Annotated in this window: 18 protein-coding genes and 1 pseudogene; 5 read left to right on the forward strand and 14 right to left on the reverse strand. The window is 37.2% G+C overall.

What is annotated here, in order from left to right; translation table 11 throughout:
- Positions 1 to 107: 107 nt before the first annotated feature.
- A complete protein-coding gene (locus KFZ56_RS12050) occupies positions 108 to 347 on the reverse strand; it encodes a YbyB family protein (RefSeq protein WP_222642168.1) in 240 nt (79 codons plus the stop codon).
- Positions 348 to 477: 130 nt separating this feature from the next.
- Between KFZ56_RS12050 and KFZ56_RS12055 the strand changes: the two genes are divergently transcribed.
- Complete coding sequence (locus tag KFZ56_RS12055; protein WP_222642169.1) at positions 478 to 681, forward strand: YlaI family protein; 204 nt, start codon at positions 478 to 480, stop codon at positions 679 to 681.
- Positions 682 to 695: 14 nt separating this feature from the next.
- Here KFZ56_RS12055 and KFZ56_RS12060 read toward each other — a convergent pair whose 3' ends face one another.
- On the reverse strand, positions 696 to 1,019 hold the full coding sequence (locus KFZ56_RS12060; protein WP_222642170.1) for a YlaH-like family protein: 324 nt from the start codon (positions 1,017 to 1,019) through the stop codon (positions 696 to 698).
- A 170-nt stretch (positions 1,020 to 1,189) separates the two neighbouring features.
- On the opposite strand from KFZ56_RS12060, the gene KFZ56_RS12065 reads away from it, so the two are divergent.
- Positions 1,190 to 1,369, forward strand: coding sequence for a DUF5325 family protein (locus KFZ56_RS12065; protein ID WP_222642171.1), 180 nt, complete (start codon positions 1,190 to 1,192; stop codon positions 1,367 to 1,369).
- 8 nt (positions 1,370 to 1,377) lie between these two features.
- Here the strand turns inward: KFZ56_RS12065 and KFZ56_RS12070 are convergent, their stop codons facing one another.
- Complete coding sequence (locus tag KFZ56_RS12070; protein WP_222642172.1) at positions 1,378 to 2,187, reverse strand: inositol monophosphatase family protein; 810 nt, start codon at positions 2,185 to 2,187, stop codon at positions 1,378 to 1,380.
- 142 nt (positions 2,188 to 2,329) lie between these two features.
- A complete protein-coding gene (locus KFZ56_RS12075) occupies positions 2,330 to 2,521 on the reverse strand; it encodes a YkzI domain-containing protein (RefSeq protein WP_222642173.1) in 192 nt (63 codons plus the stop codon).
- 206 nt (positions 2,522 to 2,727) lie between these two features.
- On the opposite strand from KFZ56_RS12075, the gene KFZ56_RS12080 reads away from it, so the two are divergent.
- Positions 2,728 to 3,345 (forward strand): YktB family protein, encoded by a 618-nt coding sequence (locus KFZ56_RS12080; RefSeq protein ID WP_222642174.1) that lies wholly within the window; start codon positions 2,728 to 2,730, stop codon positions 3,343 to 3,345.
- Positions 3,346 to 3,377: 32 nt separating this feature from the next.
- Here the strand turns inward: KFZ56_RS12080 and KFZ56_RS12085 are convergent, their stop codons facing one another.
- The 3 genes from KFZ56_RS12085 to KFZ56_RS12095 form a co-directional block, all read right to left on the reverse strand.
- Entirely contained in the window at positions 3,378 to 3,647 is a 270-nt protein-coding gene (locus KFZ56_RS12085; RefSeq protein WP_222642175.1) for a UPF0223 family protein, read from the reverse strand.
- Between the two features lie 206 nt (positions 3,648 to 3,853).
- Complete coding sequence (locus tag KFZ56_RS12090; RefSeq protein ID WP_222642176.1) at positions 3,854 to 3,958, reverse strand: GapA-binding peptide SR1P; 105 nt, start codon at positions 3,956 to 3,958, stop codon at positions 3,854 to 3,856.
- Positions 3,959 to 4,121: 163 nt separating this feature from the next.
- Positions 4,122 to 4,979, reverse strand: coding sequence for a polysaccharide deacetylase family protein (locus KFZ56_RS12095; RefSeq protein ID WP_222642177.1), 858 nt, complete (start codon positions 4,977 to 4,979; stop codon positions 4,122 to 4,124).
- Between the two features lie 446 nt (positions 4,980 to 5,425).
- Here KFZ56_RS12095 and KFZ56_RS12100 point away from each other — a divergent pair.
- Positions 5,426 to 7,017: pseudogene (locus tag KFZ56_RS12100) on the forward strand (BCCT family transporter).
- 63 nt (positions 7,018 to 7,080) lie between these two features.
- Here KFZ56_RS12100 and KFZ56_RS12105 read toward each other — a convergent pair.
- The 6 genes from KFZ56_RS12105 to KFZ56_RS12130 all read right to left on the reverse strand — a co-directional run bounded on the left by KFZ56_RS12105 (position 7,081) and on the right by KFZ56_RS12130 (position 14,411).
- The gene (locus tag KFZ56_RS12105; RefSeq protein WP_222642178.1) at positions 7,081 to 8,277 is read right to left on the reverse strand and encodes a DUF4317 domain-containing protein; all 1,197 of its coding nucleotides are present in this window, start codon (positions 8,275 to 8,277) and stop codon (positions 7,081 to 7,083) included.
- 256 nt (positions 8,278 to 8,533) lie between these two features.
- Positions 8,534 to 9,940, reverse strand: a complete 1,407-nt coding sequence (lpdA, locus tag KFZ56_RS12110) for a dihydrolipoyl dehydrogenase (protein ID WP_222642179.1) — start codon at positions 9,938 to 9,940, stop codon at positions 8,534 to 8,536.
- A gap of 4 nt (positions 9,941 to 9,944) precedes the next feature.
- Entirely contained in the window at positions 9,945 to 11,228 is a 1,284-nt protein-coding gene (locus tag KFZ56_RS12115; RefSeq protein ID WP_222642180.1) for a dihydrolipoamide acetyltransferase family protein, read from the reverse strand.
- A 24-nt stretch (positions 11,229 to 11,252) separates the two neighbouring features.
- A complete protein-coding gene (locus KFZ56_RS12120) occupies positions 11,253 to 12,230 on the reverse strand; it encodes an alpha-ketoacid dehydrogenase subunit beta (RefSeq protein WP_222642181.1) in 978 nt (325 codons plus the stop codon).
- Between the two features lie 3 nt (positions 12,231 to 12,233).
- A complete protein-coding gene (gene pdhA / locus KFZ56_RS12125) occupies positions 12,234 to 13,316 on the reverse strand; it encodes a pyruvate dehydrogenase (acetyl-transferring) E1 component subunit alpha (protein ID WP_304956687.1) in 1,083 nt (360 codons plus the stop codon).
- Between the two features lie 390 nt (positions 13,317 to 13,706).
- On the reverse strand, positions 13,707 to 14,411 hold the full coding sequence (locus KFZ56_RS12130) for a YkyA family protein (RefSeq protein ID WP_222642182.1): 705 nt from the start codon (positions 14,409 to 14,411) through the stop codon (positions 13,707 to 13,709).
- 166 nt (positions 14,412 to 14,577) lie between these two features.
- Here KFZ56_RS12130 and def point away from each other — a divergent pair, with 166 nt between their 5' ends.
- Positions 14,578 to 15,135, forward strand: a complete 558-nt coding sequence (gene def, locus KFZ56_RS12135; RefSeq protein WP_222642183.1) for a peptide deformylase — start codon at positions 14,578 to 14,580, stop codon at positions 15,133 to 15,135.
- Between the two features lie 49 nt (positions 15,136 to 15,184).
- Here the strand turns inward: def and KFZ56_RS12140 are convergent, their stop codons facing one another.
- Positions 15,185 to 15,958: a Cof-type HAD-IIB family hydrolase gene (locus KFZ56_RS12140; protein WP_222642184.1), complete on the reverse strand. Its 774-nt coding sequence runs from the start codon at positions 15,956 to 15,958 to the stop codon at positions 15,185 to 15,187.
- Positions 15,959 to 16,163 lie beyond the last annotated feature (205 nt).

Below are 16,163 nucleotides of genomic sequence, written 5' to 3' on the forward strand. Positions count from 1 at the left end.
ACCAGCAATCCGCCACTATTTTGGTGCAACGAGCAATTTAGCACAGTCCTTAGATATAACTACCTTGACCGACGCGGACCTTTTTATCCATCTTTTAAATGATCTTTTTAGTTTGCATTTTCTTCCTGTACTTCATTATAATATTGGACACCAAATTGCGAACCTTCGGAAACCATTTTTGCGTTATCCCGTTGCGCAGGACTACTATTCGCTAATTGATCCGGAATTCCGGCATCTTCTAATAATGTATCCGATTCCTTTTTATTCGTTTTAAATTTACCTGTTAACAAATAACCTGTTACAGCAGCTCCGATGGCTCCTGCTGATAAAATATACCTTTTTTTCATCAAATCGACCTCCCCTATTTATTAATTACTATTTTCCCCTATCAAAACTGTTATAAACATCCATGGATTTTTAAGAAGCGCTTTCTGTGTTATAGTATGTATAGGCATTATAGTTTTGAGGTGAAAATTTATGCAGGTAAAATGCGTTATTTGTGATACAATAGAAACATTAGAAGATCATTCTCCTGAAGCAAAACGGCTAAGAAACCGCAGAGTTCATATGTATTTATGTGAAACATGTTACGAGCGAATTGGATATAAAACGATACAACGCCACTCAACAGGCAACTTTCACTTATATAGAAAGAAAAAACAAAAAAGGGATTTGATTTAAATCTAAAAAACGCCTTATTCAGGCGTTTTTTCATAGCTGTTATTCCTTTTTCTTTGCCTATGCAATCTGAATCGGTAAATCGCAAGCACGAGTGAAATAATTATGAGACTTTCTGTGATTGGCATTTGGAAGATGCTAAATATGGTAATAATGTATGTACCAACTGCAAGCATAACATATACAAAAATCGTTTTTAAAAGTGGTAGTTTTCTTGCAAATCCTAACTTAAAAGCAATAGCTCCAAAAATCAAATTAAGTACATAAAAAATCCAAAACAAATAATTGGGATAATGATTTAATACAAAATCGAAAATAGGACTAACATTGGTGGCATCCATTGGTCTTCCCCCATCGCTGCTGTTAATAATATTACGCTTTCTTCAATTCTTTCACCATCATACTAAATATTTATGCTTCATGCCAGTCATTCATTTGTTCGTCCCTTTGATTAGAACATTAAGTCATTTTGCTATATACTAATCTAAAGAGAGAAAGTAGAGGTGGTTCTATGAAAAACATTAACTTTCCCATGTTATTATTAGCTATACTTGTCATTTCTTTATTTGCTGCTGTAGGAGTTGCTATCGCCCTGCGCAATATTTGGCTAATATTCCTTTTTATCATCGCTGGATCCCTGGTCATGGGATATGGTATATCATTGAAACGAAAAAAAAGTGACTCCGTTTAAAGTGGACGTCACTTTTTTCCTGTTTGTAAATAATCGGCTATGATCCTCTTCTGAATGGTTGGGTTGCAAGTCAGAATGGAGCTCTTATCTAGCATATTCACTGGTACTCCATCTATATCCGAAGTAATGCCGCCTACTTCACCTACAATAACAATACCCGCTGCTACATCCCAAGGGGCAAGATTCATAGATAAGTAACCGTCCATTATTCCTTCCGCTACATACGCTAATTCCAGTGCTGCGGAACCATACGTTCTGGATCCTCGAATTGTTTTCACAAAATCTTGCATCCGTCGCTCATCAACCAAACGGTTTTCACATAACCAAAAATGATTTAAGCCAAATATGGCTTCCTCAAATTTTAAATTCGGATTTAAAGGAGCTAATCTCACATTATTTTTATATGCCCCTTCATTTCTTTTCGCGTAAAACAGGATGTCTGCCATTACATCATATATGATCCCTATTTCACCAATACCATCATGATATATACCTATAGATATAGCAAAGTTTCTTTTCTGATGTACGAAATTCATTGTGCCATCAATTGGATCAATTATCCATACTGTTCCATTTAATGTTGTTAAATGATCACCATATCCCTCCTCACTTAAAATTAAATGTTCAGGGTACGAGGCTCTTATATTTTTTATAAAAAAAGACTCTGTTTCTTTATCCATTGATGTTACAAGATCGTTCGCATCTGATTTTGTACCGATATCTAAAGGGTCATTTATCTTATTTCGAATAGTAGCTCCTGCTTCTAGCACCCATGCTTTAGCCTGATCAAAAAGGCTATCACGAAACGTTTTATTCATATGCTTTCCCCCATTTATTCTGTTTATTACTCATATTATCAGATTGAAAGATCGCAGTCATGAAATATGGATTGCTTTTGTTAATAAATAATCCCCATTAGGTTATTGTTAATATACCTAATGGGGATCGAATGTGCGCTTATTATTCATATGCAGCTTTCTGTAATTGTAATCTTAGTTGCTCTAATCGTTCTTTTGCTTTTATAATTTCTACGTTATCATTCGCTTTTAATGCGTCATGAAGTGTTACAAGTTCATAATCAATTTCCATACGTATAACTGGAAGCTTTTCCTGGGCCTCTTTACGTCTGATTGCCTCCATTACATATTTCAAACCATTCACGCCCTCTCAGAACACTTTTAATATATTTATGTTTATTTTTCCATTTTGGTACAGCACTTAACTTAAAATGAATCATTCATTTATTCTAATTTCCCCGAAGCTCTTAATTTTTAAACATGTTTTTTTCTGTACATTCCTTGACTAAAATGTAATAATTAATATCAATTATATGTCTGACATATGGAAAGGATGGTAACATGTCATTTGAAGGTTTTACGAAGCATGATTTTAACTCATTTTTAATACATGATTTGGACGGGCGAATGGAAGCAATTCAAACACGTATCCAACCAAAATTTCAGGAAATAGGAAGTTACCTTGCTGATTATTTATCTGCTGAACTAGGCAATGAAATGTATTTACATATTGCAAAACATGCGAGAAGAACCGTTAACCCACCAAACGATACATGGTTGGCAATTGCCGATAATAAACGAGGGTATAAAAAGCATCCGCATTTTCAGGTTGGTTTATTTGATGATCATGTTTTCATTTGGCTGGCTTTCATTTATGAACTAGACCATAAACCCGCAATAGCTCAAAGCTTTATAGACGATTTTGAAAATATAAAACGACTTCCTAATAATTATGTCATTTCGCTGGATCATATGAAAAAAGATGCCATAAAACTGAAAGACCTGCAATTAAAGGATGTGGAGCGGTTTCGTGACGTGAAAAAAGCAGAGTTTCTCATAGGCCAGCATTTACCTGTTGATGATCCTCGCCTAACAAATGGTGATACATTTTTAGAGACGGCTAAAGAGACATACCATAAATTATTGCCTTTTTACAAAAAAGCAATGGCAGCTAAATAAAAAGAAGAGGCAGCACGACTGAAGGTGCTGCCTCATTTCATTGAAATGGAATTCGCTTTTGATTCTTTTGCCTTTTTAACTACACGATAGCTTGTATAGCCTGAAGCTGTTTCAAACTCCTTAAATAAGGTTTTTTCTTCACTTTTTGATGGCACAACTTGCTTAAATTTATTATATCCGGCAAGTAATTCATCACGCTTCACTTGCTGCTCATATGCCTGTTCAATTAAACTGAAAAACTGAACGACAGCAACTATTTCCTTTTTCCCCCAACTTTCATCAATGGGATAATGATAATTCATTTATCAATCACCTCACATTTGGACTTGTTGATGATACATTTTATTTGTTCACCACTTATAACATTCGTTAGTAATCATCCACTTAGTCCCTTTCTCTATACCCAATAGGATAAATTAATAAATATATATTATCATTAAATGATGAATGGTGCTATCGATCAGAAATAGAGAAGAGCTACGTCGCAGCTCTTCTCTATTTCTGATCTTTATTTTTCATTACAAGTAGGACATGTTCCATATAGGGTAGTTACTTTTTCTTCATCATATGACTCAATTACTTTATGACAATCCTGACAAATTATCGTTCCCATTGGACCAGCTCCTTTTTATTTTATAATGTGTTATTCTAATTACATTATAATATGACACATTAAAAGTTACAACCCCAAATTAGAATAACATTATTTTAGATATGTTATATTTAAATATTAAAAAACAGCTAACCAATTGGCTAACTGTTCTCTAATTCCCCTTTTACTCTGACTGCTTTTGTATTAAATCCGGATCAACCGGTTCAAATCCTTTATCACGTAATCCATTAACAATATCACTTAAAGCTGCTGCTGTCCATTCCCGGTCATGCATTAATAAATTCGAACCATTGCCTAAAAATTCGGTATTAACCATAATATCTGCAAGTGCATCTTTATCCATATATTGTTCATCCCAATCATAGCCATAAGACCAATTCATTACTGTCATACCTTCATCTTCAACTACCTGTGTAGAGTAATCTGTATTCGCACCATGTGGAGCTCGGAAAAAGGATGGGCGCTCACCAATGATTTCCTCTACGCGATCATTTAAACTTACAATTTCCTCTTTTTGTTCTTCTTCCGATAACTCAGGTAACGTAGCATGACTATATGTATGATTCCCAATTGCAAATCCCATGTCATGAATTTCGTTGAGCATCTCTTCCTCTTCCGTTGTCTCCAAAAAATGCCCATTCACGAAAAAGATTGCATCTGCGTCCATTTCGTCTAATGTTTCAGCCATTTCTAATGCGTGTTCATCCGGTGCATCATCTATCGTTACAAGCACAACTTCTTCATTTGCATCATCTATCGGCACAACAGACCAATCCTCAGAAATTTTATATTCAGGCTCTTCCGATTCGGCAGCAATTTCCTCCTTTTCATCAGCCTCTTCTTGTTCTTCTGTATCTTCTTCCTTATTTTCCTGATTATTATCCTCTGTCTGTTCTTCCCTATTTTCATTTTCCTGCTCGTTAGATGAATCTGTATCCCCAGAAGCAGTTTCATCATTTCCGCCACATGCAGACAAAACGAATAATAGTGCAATGACCATGTAAATTAGCCTTTTTTTCATTTTATGTAATTCCCCCCTTGTACATATATGTCATTATTCATTATAATAGATGAATATAGAAAATCCTACCCTAAATACCAATTTAAGGGTTTAGCTTTATTTTTATCGGGAATCCCAAATATAATAGTGGTTAGAATTTTTGATCTGGTACAAACTAAAGATAATTTACCACCCGAAAATGGTTGAAACACCAAAATAGATACAACGGAAAACATGTTAATGGCTCAAGAAAAATGTTAAGATTAGGGAGGGATCAACCAAAGCCGATGCAAAACGATCATTCAGGGAAATACCTAAGGTAGAAGATGGGCATTATTCATGATTAATCAATGTCGATAAAATTGACATGGTGTCTACTTATGTTACACTATAAGAGTTTTGACAGAAAATTGTAGGGAGGTCTTATTATTAAATTCAAATCAATTACACCTGTTTTTTGGGTGTCTATGGCTCTAGTAACTGTATTTATCATTTGGGGAGCCTTTTTTCCGACAAATGTAGAATATGTATTAGGTTTGATTGATAGTTTTATTTCAGAAACATTTGGCTGGTTTTACCTATTAGTTACGACAGGATTTGTATTACTTGCCTTGTTTTTGATTTTCGGACCATATGGAAAAATCAAGCTTGGAAAGCCTGACGATAAGCCAGAATATAGTTATTTTACCTGGTTTGCTTTTTTGTTCACTGCTGGTATGGGAGTCGGACTCGTATTCTATGGAGTAACAGAACCTTTAACGCATTTTTATACTCCTCCTTCTGCTGATCCCGAAACAACAGCAGCCGCAGAAGAAGCCATGCAGTACACGTTATTCCATTGGGGGCTACATCCATGGGCTACATATGCTGTGCTTGCATTGACTCTAGCTTATTTTAAATTCCGTCACCGGGCACCTGCCTTGATTAGTTCTGCTTTTGCGCCACTTTTTGGCGACCGCGTTAAAGGTCCTTTGGGAATTGGTATTGATACACTCGCCGTTTTTGCTACTGTATTTGGTATTGCGACATCACTTGGTCTCGGCGCAACGCAAATCACTGCCGGGTTGAGCTTTACCTTTGAAGCAATTCCAAATACACTTACAGTTAATTTAATTGTCATTTTCGTTGTCACTGTACTATTTATCCTTTCAGCTACTACTGGAATCAACCGAGGCATTCGTTACCTGAGCTGGGCAAATATTGTTCTTGCCATTGCATTAATGGTCTTTGTATTTATTCTTGGGTCTTCTGTACAGATGATCGAGTCTTTTACAACAACCATGGGTAACTATTTGCAAAATCTTCCAAGTATGACATTAGGTATGAATGCATTTACCGGTGATAGAGAATTTCTTAATGCATGGACACTATTTTACTGGTCTTGGTGGATCGGCTGGTCCCCATTTGTCGGAACCTTTATCGCTCGAGTTTCCAGAGGAAGGACCATTCGAGAATTCGTCATCGGAGTAACTGCTGTGCCAGTTGTATTCAGCGCCCTATGGTTCTCTATTTTTGGTGTTGCCGGACTGGAAATGGATGCAGCTGAAGGCGGCATTATCCATCAGTTAATGAATGAGCTGGGAAATGAGGTAGCTTTATTTGCATTTCTTGAGTCACAGCCTATGGCAGCCGTTGTTATCGGTGTCGCAGTGCTCTTGATTTCCTCCTTCTTTATTACATCTGCTGATTCCGGTACATTTGTGCTTAGTATGTTGACAACCGGAGGGAGATTAAATCCTGGCATGGGGATTAAAGCTGTCTGGGGATTATCCTCGCCGCAATCGCTGCTGTTCTACTGTGGTCCGGGGGATTATCGGCACTTGAAATGGCCATGTTGATTGCTGCTTTCCCATTTGGGATTTTAATGATCTTTATGTGTATTTCCCTTTTCAAAGCACTGAAAAGCGAACATGGTATTTTGCTAATGGAACACAAGCAGCGCGAACATGATCCGAAATTCCGAGAAAAACAGAAAAAAGAACTAAGAAAAATGCGCAAAGGATTTGAAGAAACACTTCCTGATGCTGAAGATGCTGATGAAGAAGAAAGAGAATCTTAATGAGAAAAGCTGTCCAGAAAAAGTGATTGAGTCTCACTCTGGACAGCTTTTTGTTAGTAAATATTAGTTCTCCTCATCATCCGGCGCTTTTTGAAATAAGGCTTCCGGGACCATTTCAAAGCCTTCAATCACTGTGTTTTCTTCTACTTCCATCATCAAGTAACGTTTCCCATTGAAATGGACTTGACGAACATAACTTAAGTCTTGTGGACTTATGGAGATATTTGCTATTTTCGTTTCTATTTTGATCGACTTTGAATTATAGTTTGGTACGATATTATTGGCTTTAAACTCATACTTTTCATCATCAATCACCGTTTTAAAAGCGGATTCTACCTTTTCCGTATTAACCTCTTCTATTCCACTACTTGTTAAGATGTCTTCAACATCTTTATAGTCTAATTTCGGTGTATCCTCTTCTTCATTCTCTTCTGCGACCCGATGAATTTCATCATATACATTCGAAAGTGTGGACGTATTGATTGCCTGATCACCGGCTACTTTTTTCACAACCTCCTCAAAGACCAATTTATCTTGTGCAGCCGTCATGATCTCTTCTGCATTCAAGACTTCTTCTATAAAATGATAATCGGGTTCATTCTTCTTCCCTGACGTATAAAGGACATGATTTACGTCCTGCGCATTATCCGTAATAGAAGGAAATAAAAATCCGGATATAGGAGATTTCAAGTTGATAATAGGATCTACAACAATATTATATTTAAATTCCTTTTCAACATAATCAAACAATAATTCTTTTTTCGGATCCTGCGTTTTATTTATGCTGCATAAAATAAAAGGATGGGAATAAACGGTATCACGTTCACTTTCCTCCGCCTCGTCACTTTTGTTCTTCATCGGTTTCATATATTCTCCCCGAATAAAACTTATAACAATATCCATTTCATATTGTTTATCTTTCAGCATCTTTTCTACAAGCCTAAGCATATACTCCTTCCATTCCTCTGTATCATTACTCAAAAGGCCTTGATGGAGAATGAGTTGACTGCTGTCCTCCACATCACGCTGAAACTTTAATTCAAATAATTTTTCATCCAATTGACCAGATAGTACTTTCTTAAAGTTATCCATAAACAATTCTTGTTGCTCCGTCTCCAGTATTTCAAATCGTGAGCTCTGGTGATGATAAATATCACTGGATTCTTTCATGATATACACATTAAATATTTCATGTATTTTCAATAAATCATTATCCACTTTAAATTGTCTGCGGATAGTTGCTATGTCATTTTTGTCCAAAGTTGTTTCACTCCTAAATTGGGTTATCTGCATGGATTTTTCATACACGCATATTCTATTATTTTATCATAGAATAGAACTTTTTTTCCTATCGTTTAATCATTTGCTACTGTCCTTTAGATTAAATGAGTTATTACTATTTTCTTAATAAATTCTCATTCGAATTAAATACCGATAAAAGAACACTGAAATTCATAAGCATTAAAAAACTCCCTGCTGGTAGATAACCAGCAGGGAGTTTTTTACACAAAACCTTTTACATAGTATGAATTGGGGTTCCTAAAGCTACTTCTGCAGCTTCCATCGTAATCTCACCAAGTGTTGGATGTGCATGAACGGTTAAGGAAATATCTTCAGCAGTCATACCTGCTTCAATCGCCAATCCGACCTCTGCAACCATATCACTTGCATTCGGTCCGGCAATTTGAGCTCCAATCACTAATCCATCCTCTTCACGTGTTACTAGTTTCATGAAACCATCGCTATCATTTAGTGATAAGGCACGTCCGTTGGCTGCAAATGGGAATTTAGATGCTTTTGCTTTATATCCAGCATCTTTCGCTTCTTTTTCAGTATAACCTACAGATGCAAGTTCAGGGTCTGTGAACGCAACAGCAGGCATTCCAATATAGTCAACTTCGGATTTTTCACCACTGATCACTTCAGCTGCTATTTTTCCTTCATAAGAAGCTTTATGCGCAAGCGGTGAGCCTGGTACGATATCACCAATTGCATAGATGTTATCGATATTTGTACGGCTTTGCTTATCCACTTTTACTAAACCTTTGTCGTCAGTTTCAATACCTACTTGCTCTAAACCAATTTCCTCTGTATTTGGACGACGACCTACTGTAACTAATACGTAATCTGCTTCGATCGTTTCTTCTTTACCGTCAACTTCATAGCTAACAGTTACGCCATCTTTGGATTCCTCGGCACCTTTAGCCATTGCTTTCGTGACAACTTTGACATCTTTTTGCTTCAGACGTTTTTTAACAACTTGTTTCATTTGTTTTTCAAAACCACCAAGTATATCGTCAGCACCTTCTAAGATGGTAACGTCTGTCCCGAAGTTCGCATAGGCAGAACCAAGTTCGGTGCCCACATAACCGCCACCGATGACAACCATTTTCTTAGGAACTTCTTTAAGATCAAGCGCACCGGTGGAATCCAGTACACGGTCAGAGAATTTAAAACTAGGAATTTCGATTGGTGATGATCCAGTTGCTATAATACAATTATTAAATTTATAGGTTTGCGAATTCTTTTCATCCATAATTTTTGCCGAATTTTTATCAACAAAATATGCTTCCCCTTTTACAATATCTACTTTATTCCCTTTCAAAAGACTCTCAACACCTGAAGTAAGTTTATTAACTACTTTGCCTTTCCATTCTTGAACTTTGGAAAAGTCTACAGAAACATTTTCCGTTGAAATACCCAGTTCTTCATTGCCGCGAGCATGTTCCGTTAAGTGTCCTGCTTGAATCAATGCTTTTGATGGAATACATCCAACGTTTAGACAAACCCCGCCGAGTGCTCCTTTATCAACAATAGTAACCTTTTGTCCTAATTGCGCTGCACGAATCGCAGCTACATAACCGCCTGGCCCGGCTCCTACAACCAGCGTGTCTACCTCAATTGGAAAGTCTCCTACTACCATAAATCTACGCCTCCATCATAATTAATTGTGGATCACTTAGTACTCGTTTGATTTGATTTAGAGCTAATTGTGCCGTAGCCCCATCAACAATACGGTGATCAAAGCTCAATGATAATGTTAATACTGGTGCAACTACTATCTCTCCATCTCTAACAATTGGCTTTTCAGCAATACGACCGATTCCAAGAATGGCAGCTTCCGGATAGTTAAGGACAGGTGTAAACCATTGTCCACCAGCTGATCCAATATTTGAGATGGTATTTGAAGCACCTTTCATTTCATCTGGTTTCAGTTTACCATCTCTTGCCTTTTCACCCAACTCATTAACCTCTTGAGAAATGGCAAAGATGGATTTACGATCGGCATCTTTGACTACTGGCACCATTAGGCCCCTGTCTGTATCTGCCGCGATACCAATATTATAATAGTGCTTGTGTATTATTTCATCCGTTTCTTCATCGATGGAAGCATTCATAATTGGATACTTTTTCGAAGCAGAAATTAATGCTTTTACAACATAAGGCATATACGTTAATTTAATATCTTGGTCTGCTGCGACCGGTTTAAATTTCTTACGATGTGCCACTAGATCCGTAACATCCACTTCATCGTGTAAGGTGACATGTGGAGCTTTCGTTTTGGAATTAACCATTGATTTGGCAATTGATTTACGAATACCGGACATTTTTTCACGTGTTTGAGGATATTCTGCTTGTGGAGCAGCAGCCGTTTGTTTTTCTTCTTGAACTCCTGTTTCCTCTGTCGTATCAGCTGTGTCCACTTGCTGATCACCACTTAAGAAGTTATCAATATCTTCTTTTAAAATGCGGCCGTTTTTACCGGTGCCATTTACTGCCTGAATCTTCACATCATTATCACGCGCATATTTTCTCACGGATGGCATTGCTATGACACGCTTTTCATCTGCCTCCCCGTCATCGCTTTGAACCGTTTGTTTTTCTTGCTCTTTGGCCTCTTCATCTTTTGAAGTTGTATCCGCTACTTCTTCTCCGCTGTCTTCAGAAGCATCCGCATCATCGGATTCGTATCCTTCTGCATCAAATGTAATTAGTGTATCGCCAACAACTGCTACGTCTTCTTCTTTTGCGTGAATCTGTTTAACCGTTCCTTCTACCGGTGAAGGAATTTCAACAACCGATTTATCATTTTGTACTTCACATAATACGTCGTCTTCTTTTACCTCATCGCCTTCTTTGACAAACCATTTCACGATTTCGCCTTCATGAATTCCTTCACCAATATCAGGCAGTTTAAATTCGTAAGCCATTATTATTTACCTCCTATCACGATTTTAATAATCAATTACGGTATTTACTTTTTCTATGATGTCTTTTTCGTTAGGTAACCATATTTCTTCCGCTTCAGAGAATGCATAAACCGTATCCGGTGCTGTAACACGTAATACAGGGGCTTCCAAGTGCATGATTGCTCTCTCTTGAATTTCAGCAACGACATTTGCAGCGACACCTGCTTGACGTTGTGCTTCCTGAACAACAATTGCATGATTTGTTTTCTTCACAGACTCAATAATTGTTTCGATATCAATCGGTGAGACGGTGCGAAGATCAATAACCTCTGCATCTATATCGTTTTTTTCAAGTTCGTCTGCCGCCTTTAAAGCCGAATGGACCATTGCCCCATAGGCAATAATACTCACGTCTTTTCCTTCGCGTTTTACATCAGCTTTCGTGAGATCAACGGTATATGCCTCTTCTGGTACTTCTCCACGGAAAGAACGATACAGTTTCATATGTTCTAAAAATAGAACCGGATCATTGTCACGAATAGCTGAAATTAATAAGCCTTTCGCATCGTATGGTGTGGAAGGAATAACAACTTTCATACCCGGTTGTTGTGCAATTAATCCTTCTAGTGAATCTGCGTGTAGCTCAGGTGTATGCACACCACCACCAAACGGCGCACGAATAGTTATCGGAGCGTTGTGTGCCCCACCGGTGCGATAACGCATACGAGCCATCTGGCCATTAATAGAGTCCATTGCTTCAAATACGAAGCCGAAGAATTGAATTTCCATTACCGGGCGATAGCCTTGCAAACCAAGACCGATTGAAAGACCGCCAATACCGGATTCAGCTAATGGCGTATCAAATACACGTTCTTCACCAAACTCATCTTGCAGGCCTTCTGTTGCGCGGAATACGCCACCATTTTGGCCAACATCTTCACCAAATACAAGTACATTCTCGTCATTTTTTAATTCCGTCTGCATTGCATTGGTGATTGCTTTAATCATTGTCATTTGTGCCATTGATTACTTCGACTCCTTTTCTTTGTATTCTTCCATTTGTTCTTGCAGGTTTACTGGAAGTTCTTCATACATATTGCCAATAAGATCGGTTACTTTTTGTTTTGGATAATTATCAGCTTCTTTAATTGCTTTTTTAATATCTTCTTTGGCATCTTCTACTACTTTATTTTCTTCCTCTTCGGACCATATTCCCTTTTCCTCCAGGAACTTGCGGAAACGTACAATTGGGTCTCTTTTCTCCCATTCATCATTAAGTTCATCTGTACGGTAGCGCGTTGGGTCATCGCCGGACATGGTATGTGGACCGTAACGGTATGTTAATGTTTCAATAAGCATTGGGCCGTCTCCATTAATGGCATGTTCACGAGCATGCTTCGTTACAGCGTACACTGCTAAAACATCCATTCCGTCCACTTGTATTCCTTCTATTCCGGCAGCAACAGATTTTTGTGCCAATGTTTTTACTGCTGATTGTTTTTCTACAGGTACAGATATAGCAAAATAGTTATTTTGAACAAAGAAAATCGCTGGAGCCCCGTATGCTCCTGCAAAGTTTATTCCTTCATAGAAATCACCTTGAGAGGTCCCGCCATCACCAGTATAGGCAACTGCAACATTCTTCTTACCTCGTAATTTCATACCTAAGGCAACCCCGGCCGTTTGAACATATTGTGCACCTATGATAATTTGTGGGCTTAAAGCCTGTACATTTTCCGGCATTTGATTCCCATGGAAATGTCCTTTTGAGAACAAGAATGCTTGATATAATGGAAGGCCCTGCCAAATAAGTTGTGGCACATCACGATATCCTGGCAGAAGAAAATCATCCTGCTCCAAAGCAAACTGACTTCCTAATTGAGAAGCTTCCTGACCAGCAGTTGGCGCATAGAACCCTAATCGCCCTTGTCGATTTAAGGCAATCGAGCGTTGATCTAATATACGTGTATACACCATTCTGCGCATGAGCTCTTTTAATTCTTCATCCGATAGATCAGGCATATCATCTTTGTTGACAATTTCTCCATTTTCATTCAGAACTTGGAACATTTCGAACTGACTTTCAACACTTTCAAGTACGTGTTTCAAAATAGGTCACCTCTTCCTTTCTTTATCTCCATTTTTATATTTCCTTACTAGCCTTCCCAAATAAGAAAAAAATCTGTACCATTTTTATCCCTTACTTCATGTACCCTTTTCACGTGTTCATTAATCACATAATGGAATGGAATTGTATATATCTGTTACATAATTTAAGTAAATTTTATTGGTACAATTTTTAATCTAGTTAAATTCTAGCCCATAAAGTAAATTTGGTCAAACACTTTGTATTAGATTATTTATTTTTATAAAGTGTTCTATGACAATGTAAGATAAGAAACCTAATCTGTTATACTTACACCCGTAATCTGTATTACTTCTCTCATTAAAAAAGGATGAAATAATCAATCGATTATTTCATCCTTCACAACTACATTTTTATTCAGACGCTTCCTCGTTCTCCCCTTCTTCAGCAGATGTATTCTCTTCATATTCTACATCTAAACCAGCCAACTCATAAAATTCCTGTTTTAATGCATTATATTCAACGGTATATTCATTAAATTGTTCATTCGCTTCAAGTACTTGCTGATAACCTTCGTTAACGGTGTTAATATGATCTGATAATGCCTCCTGCTCTAAATCTTCCTCTTGTAGCATGGAATATAATTCCCTTTCCAATTCGAGAGACTGGGTATACGCATCATACAAATCATTATAAGCACTATAACGATTTTCCATTATTTGATACATTTCCTCTGCCTTTGCTTTAGTCTCTTCTTCAAGATCTTCAATCAAGCCTGAAACTTCATTAAATTCCTCTTGAGATGCATCAATACTCTCTTTTTCCAGCTCTATTTTGTCGGAACGCTGATCAACAGTATTAATTGCCTGTTGGGAATTTTCCTGAATTTGATCCAATTCATCCGCATCTAGTTCAATAATTTCCTTATATAATTCCTGTTCCTGTTTTTCTAAGTTGATGATTTCCTCTTGTTGCTGTTCAAATTCTTCTTCTAAAGAAACAGCTTCTTCCAAATGATTATGTAATTGTTGCTCCGCTGATTCTCCACTGCATGCAGCTAAAACTATACTTAAGCTGATCGCGAGAACAATGATTGATTTCTTTAAAGGATTACGCATACTGACCTCCTACTCTTTCACTCCATCATTAATATCTTTCCTAGTATAACACAAATCAGTATAAAAATAGCATCAATTTTTTAACCTATTGCAGAGAAAATTTGTGAAATCCAAGCTATAGTTATGATAAAATAGAAATTGATGTGAGTATAAGGAGTGACAAGTCATGATAACAATGAAAGATATTGTTCGCGAAGGCCACCCGTCTTTAGTGACATTGGCAGATGAGGTGGAAGTTCCCCTAAGCGATGAAAATAAGCAATTATTAAAAGATATGATTACGTTTTTGAAAAATAGCCAAGATGAAGAAATAGCTGAAAAATATAATTTGAGGGCAGGAGTCGGATTAGCCGCTCCACAACTGGGGATTAATAAAAAACTAGCCGCCATCCACGTTGAAGATTCTAATGGTAAGCTTTACAGTTATGGATTAGTGAATCCGAAGATCATTAGTCATTCAGTGGAGAAATCCTATTTATCAAGTGGAGAAGGATGTCTCTCTGTTGATCGAAATGTCGAGGGATTCGTTCCGCGTCATGCACGTATTACTGTTAGGGCACATGATATGGACGGCAATCCCTTAAAGTTACGGTTAAAAGGATATCCTGCAATCATTTTTCAGCATGAGATTGATCATACAAATGGCATTATGTTTTTCGATCATATTAATAAAGATCAACCATTTGCAATCCCGGATAACGCGAAACCGGTTGATACTGAATAATGAAGAAGAGGTTGGGATAAAAACGTTTTTACCCCAGCCTCTTCTATATCTAGATTAATTCAAGCTTTTTTAATCCCTTTGCAATACCGTCATTTTCAACATCATCTGTGATATAATCGGCTACTTGTTTTAATTCCAGTACCCCATTTCCCATCACAACCCCTGTTCCTATTTCCTGAGTCATTTCCATATCATTCATCGCATCACCAAAACTGTAGGAATCATCTAGATGTAAGCCACTTGCTTTGAGCAGTTTTTTTACACCTACCGCTTTTGATCCCCCACTAGGCAACACATCACAAGAGTATTCATGCCATCTGACAAATTCCAATGATGCGTGATTTTGAATAAAAGGGTGTTCTTGGTTCTCTTCACAAAATAATAAGGCTTGATATATTGTATTCCCTTTAAAGAAGTCAGTATCAACTTCTGGGTAATGAAAGTGCAGACTATCCATACTTTTCGTGATCTGAGGATGTCCGCCTTCGGATGCTCGCATATGTTTATCCCCCATAAAAATCATGGGATAATTCCTTTCCTGAGCGTTCTTATACAGCATTGCAAGCTCTTTCTGTCCTATTGGATTGTTGTAAATGGTTTCCCCTTCAAAAACAACGTATTGACCGTTAAAACTAACAAATGATTCAATTCCCAATTCCTTCCGAATATCTTCAAACATAAACGGCGCCCGGCCCGTTGCTATTGCGACATATACTCCATTTTGTTTCAATTGTTCAACGGCTTTTTTTGTAGATAAAGGAATTTTTTTATTATGATCCAAAAGCGTTCCATCAATATCAAAAAAGACAATCTTTTTATTCATCCGTATTCTCCTAACATCATTTTAGTATAAGAATCATTTCTCTGTAAAAAATAGGTATAACAATAAATTTTTCGTACAAATAAAGTATTATTATTTCAATTTCCCTCAAATCGTACTATACTATAGTTAAGAGGGATTGGATCGGTAGAACGTTTTTTGTTGCTTTTCTTAAATTTTCAGGAAGGAGATGTGTGACCACATGCTA

Origin of the sequence: Virgibacillus sp. NKC19-3, from assembly GCF_019837165.1 — a bacterium.
GTDB lineage: Bacteria > Bacillota > Bacilli > Bacillales > Amphibacillaceae > Virgibacillus_L > Virgibacillus_L saliphilus.